Raw genomic sequence first — 3,579 nt, 5'->3', positions numbered from 1 at the left:
GCGGGACCGGCGTACCGGGCGGCGGCGCTGTTCGCGGCCGGTCCGCCCGCGGCGGAGGCCGGCCAGTCAGGAGATCGCACGAAGTCCATCAATCACTCGCAGGATGATGTCGGGATGGAGGGCGTCGTCGACGTCCCCGACGTGCACGTCCAGGTGACCGGCGGCCCGCAGGTCGCCGACCAGCACCCGGGTCACGCCGAAGTGCATCCGGGTCCGGGCGGACAGCTCGGCGACCGAGATCGGGTCGGCGCAGAGCGCGACGATCGCCTGGAGTTCCGGCGCGAGCCCGGTGAGCACCGCCCACGAGCCGCTCTCCGGCCGGGCGGTCACCTGCGTCTCCAGGCCGATCGCCGGGTCACCGGCCACCCGGCCGGCGGTGAGCACGAACGGTCGCGGGCCGGGCGGTTCCCCGCCCGCGTCGTCCGCCCCGCCCCCGGCGGAGGGCGAGCGCAGGTACGGGCGGATCCGGGCCCGAGGTTCCGGGTCCGGATCCTCGCCGGCCAGCTCCGGGATCATTGCTGGACGGCGTTCTTCAGTTCGGCGATCAGCTTGGGGCTCAGGGTCCCGCCGGCCCGGCCCGCGAAGAGCGTCATCTCGTACGCCACGGTGCCGAGGTTGGCGGAGCGGTCGGCGACCACCCCGAGCACCGAACCGCTGCTGATCGCGCTGATCAGCAGGTAGCCGTCGGCCATGTCCACGATCACCCGGTTCAGGCCACCCAGGGCGTACCAGCTCGCGGCGCCCCCGGCGAGGCTGGTCATGCCGGAGACCACCGCGGCGAGCCGCTCCGCGTTGGACCGGTCCTTGATGGCGGACATGGCCATCAGCAGCCCGTCGGAGGAGACCGCGATCGCCTCCATGACCCCGGCGGTGCTGGAGGTGAACGAGTCGAGCAGCCAGTTGAAGGTGCGCGCCTCCGGGCTGAGCTCCCCGGTGGTGCTCCGGTCGACGTTGTCGTGCAGGAAGGGGCTGGTCACCGTGATGGGTCCTCTTCGTAACGGTGGTCTGGACTGACTTCGCGCAGAGCGCGGGCGACGCCCGCCTCGAATTCGGTGATGAGGTTGCGGACCTCGCCCGGATCTCCCGGGTGCGGGCTGGTCGGGGGCGCCGCCTGGAACGGGGAGACGGCCAGGTTCGCCCCCGGCACGCGCCGGCTGAGCCGGGGCCGGCCGGGGGTGGGCGGGGCCGTCCCGGGGTCGCCCTCGGCCCGGCGTACGCCGTCCTGGAACGCCTCGACCAGCGCACGGACGGTGGCCGGGTCGGCGGTGGTGGCGTCCACCGGTCCGACGGCCGGCCCGCTCGGGGGCAGGCTCGCCCCGGGCACCCGTTGCCGGATCAGCGGCCCGGCGGGGGCGGCCGCTGCGGCGGCGGTCGGCCAGGCGGGTGGCGGTCCGGTCGGGGCCGGAGGCGCGGCGGGTGGCGGTCCGGCCGGGGGATCGCCCTCGGCGGCCGCCGGCTCGGGCCCGGCACCGAAGGCGTTCCAGGACTGTCCGGCCTCGATGCTGCGGGTGGCCCGGCTGAGCAGCACCGGGTCGAACGGCCGGTGCTCGTCGACGGCGGGGAGGGCGGCGGCGCGGACCGGCTCGGCGGGGGACCGCCGGTCCCGGGACGGCACGGTGGCCCGCGCGACGGTGACGCCGGCCCGGTCCGGCCGGCGGATCACCAGCAGGGCGGCGGGGATCTCCAGCCGGGCGGTCACCCCACCACCGGCGGTCGGCGCGAGGTCCACGGTCCAGCCGTGCCGGCGGGCCAGCCGGCCCACCACGAAGAGCCCGAGCACCTCGGTCGGGGCCAGGTCGAGCCGTTCCCGGCGGGTGAGCCGGGTGTTCTCCTCGGCGAGGCGGTCCCCGGTCATGCCGATGCCCCGGTCCACCACGCGGAGCCGGGCGCCGCCGTCGGTCAGCTCGCCGGCCACCACCACCCGGGTGTGCGGCGGCGAGAAGACGGTGGCGTTCTCCATCAGCTCGGCCAGCGCCAGCACCAGGTCGCCCACGATCGCCGGCGCGGCCGACACGCCGGGCGGGACCTGCACATCGACCCGGGTGTAGTCCTCGATCTCACCGAGCGCGAGGCGGACCGCGTCGGCGAGCGGCACCGGTGCGACGTGCCCCTCCGTGCCCGCCGAACCGGAGAGCACCACCAGGCTGCCGGCGTTGCGACGCAGCCGGCTGGAGATGTGGTCCAGCCGGTACAGATGCTCCAGCCGGCCGGGGTCGGTCTCCTGCCGTTCCAGCCGGTCGATCAGGGCGATCTGCCGGCCCACCAGGTTCTGCGTACGGCGGCCGACGTGGCCGAACATCTGCGCCACGTTGCGCCGGCCGGCCACCTGCCGTTCCACCAGCCGAGCCGCGGTGCGCTGCACCCGCTCGAAGGCGCGGGCCAGGTCGCCGATCTCGTCCCGGGCGCCGACGTCGACCGGGTCGAGGCGGACCGGCGGCACCGATTCGGCCTCGTCGTCGACCACCCGGGTCAGCTCGGCCTCGGCGACCCGGGCCACCCGGTCGGCGGAGCGGGTGAGCCGGGTCAGCGGCCGGGCCACCGTGCGGGCCACGGCCATGCTGAGCAGCACCATGATGAGCAGGATCAGCCCGGCCGCCGCGCCGACCAGCCAGGCGGCGGTCAGTGCCTCCCGCTGCTCGGTGCCGGTCTCGGCGAGCACGTCCGCGACGATCTTCTTCTCCACGAACTGGCCGAGGGTGATCATCGAGCGGACCGACGGGAAGAGCGCGTCCAGCGGCACCGCCGCGATCGCCGCGACCGGGTTCCGGACGCTGTCGGTGAGGAAGGTCGGGCTGGTCCGGGCCGCCACCGCCGCGTCGTCCAGCATGGCCAGCTGGTACTGCTCCGGCGTGATCAGCTTCCGGAACCGCTGGTTGTCCACCTGCAGGGCCGACATGCAGGCGATGTAGGCGGCGGCCGTCGTGGCGTCGCCGGTCGCCTTGACCAGCACGATCAGCGTGGCGCAGGCGCCCAGCCCCTCGTCCGCGCGCAGCAGCGCGTCCAGCGCCAGCACCTGCCGCCCGGCCGGGGTGGTGGTGTCCACCTGGAACGGCAGGCGCAGCGCCTCGATCAGCGCCAGGTCGACCGCGCCGTACGACTCCACGATCCGGGCCGGGGTGGCCCGGCCGGCGAGCACGGCGGTACGCAGGTCGGCCAGCTCGCGTACCCGGCCGAGGGCGGCGGCGACCGGACCCGGCAGCGGCCCGGCCCGGAGGTCGGCGACCCGGTCGTCGACGGCGGCGGACTTCTGGATCAGCTCGGTTCGGGTCACCCGGCCGAGCAGCAGCCCGACCGAGAGCAGCCGCTCCTGTTGTAGATCCTGCACCAGGCTGCCGATCCGGCCGGCCGTGCGGACGGTGTCCGCGGTGTCGGCGGCGCGCTGGGCGGCCGACACCCGGTCCAGGACCACCGGCACGGCCAGCCCGACCATGCTGAGCAGCGGGATGATCACCAGCAGGGCGAGCCTGCCCCGGATCCGGAGCCTACCGAGCAGCATCGAAGGGCCTCCACCGCGCGGGTTCGCCGCTCCCGCCCACGCCGAGCGGCTCCAGCTGCCCGTCCCCGGGCACCGGCGGCCGG

General features: G+C 75.6%; 3 protein-coding genes. All 3 read right to left on the bottom strand.

Annotated elements, in window-relative coordinates; translation table 11 throughout:
- Positions 1–66: 66 nt before the first annotated feature.
- The 3 genes from ACWEVO_RS32575 to ACWEVO_RS32565 are packed head-to-tail and all read right to left on the bottom strand — an operon-like array spanning position 67 to position 3,496.
- Positions 67–516, bottom strand: a complete 450-nt coding sequence (locus ACWEVO_RS32575; RefSeq protein WP_452311282.1) for a DUF742 domain-containing protein — start codon at positions 514–516, stop codon at positions 67–69.
- Complete coding sequence (locus tag ACWEVO_RS32570) at positions 513–977, bottom strand: roadblock/LC7 domain-containing protein (RefSeq protein WP_452311281.1); 465 nt, start codon at positions 975–977, stop codon at positions 513–515. Before ACWEVO_RS32570 ends, ACWEVO_RS32575 begins: the two co-directional genes overlap by 4 nt.
- Positions 974–3,496 (bottom strand): sensor histidine kinase, encoded by a 2,523-nt coding sequence (locus tag ACWEVO_RS32565; RefSeq protein WP_452311280.1) that lies wholly within the window; start codon positions 3,494–3,496, stop codon positions 974–976. Before ACWEVO_RS32565 ends, ACWEVO_RS32570 begins: the two co-directional genes overlap by 4 nt.
- Positions 3,497–3,579 lie beyond the last annotated feature (83 nt).

This window comes from Micromonospora sp. NPDC003776 (assembly GCF_053605645.1).
This window is presented reverse-complemented; position numbering and strand designations above follow the sequence as displayed.

What these genes read in the sequence shown, in the direction of transcription:
- ACWEVO_RS32575 (WP_452311282.1), bottom strand. Translation starts at nt 516, where the DNA reads ATGATCCCGGAGCTGGCCGGCGAGGATCCGGACCCGGAACCTCGGGCC.
- ACWEVO_RS32565 (WP_452311280.1), bottom strand. Translation starts at nt 3,496, where the DNA reads ATGCTGCTCGGTAGGCTCCGGATCCGGGGCAGGCTCGCCCTGCTGGTG.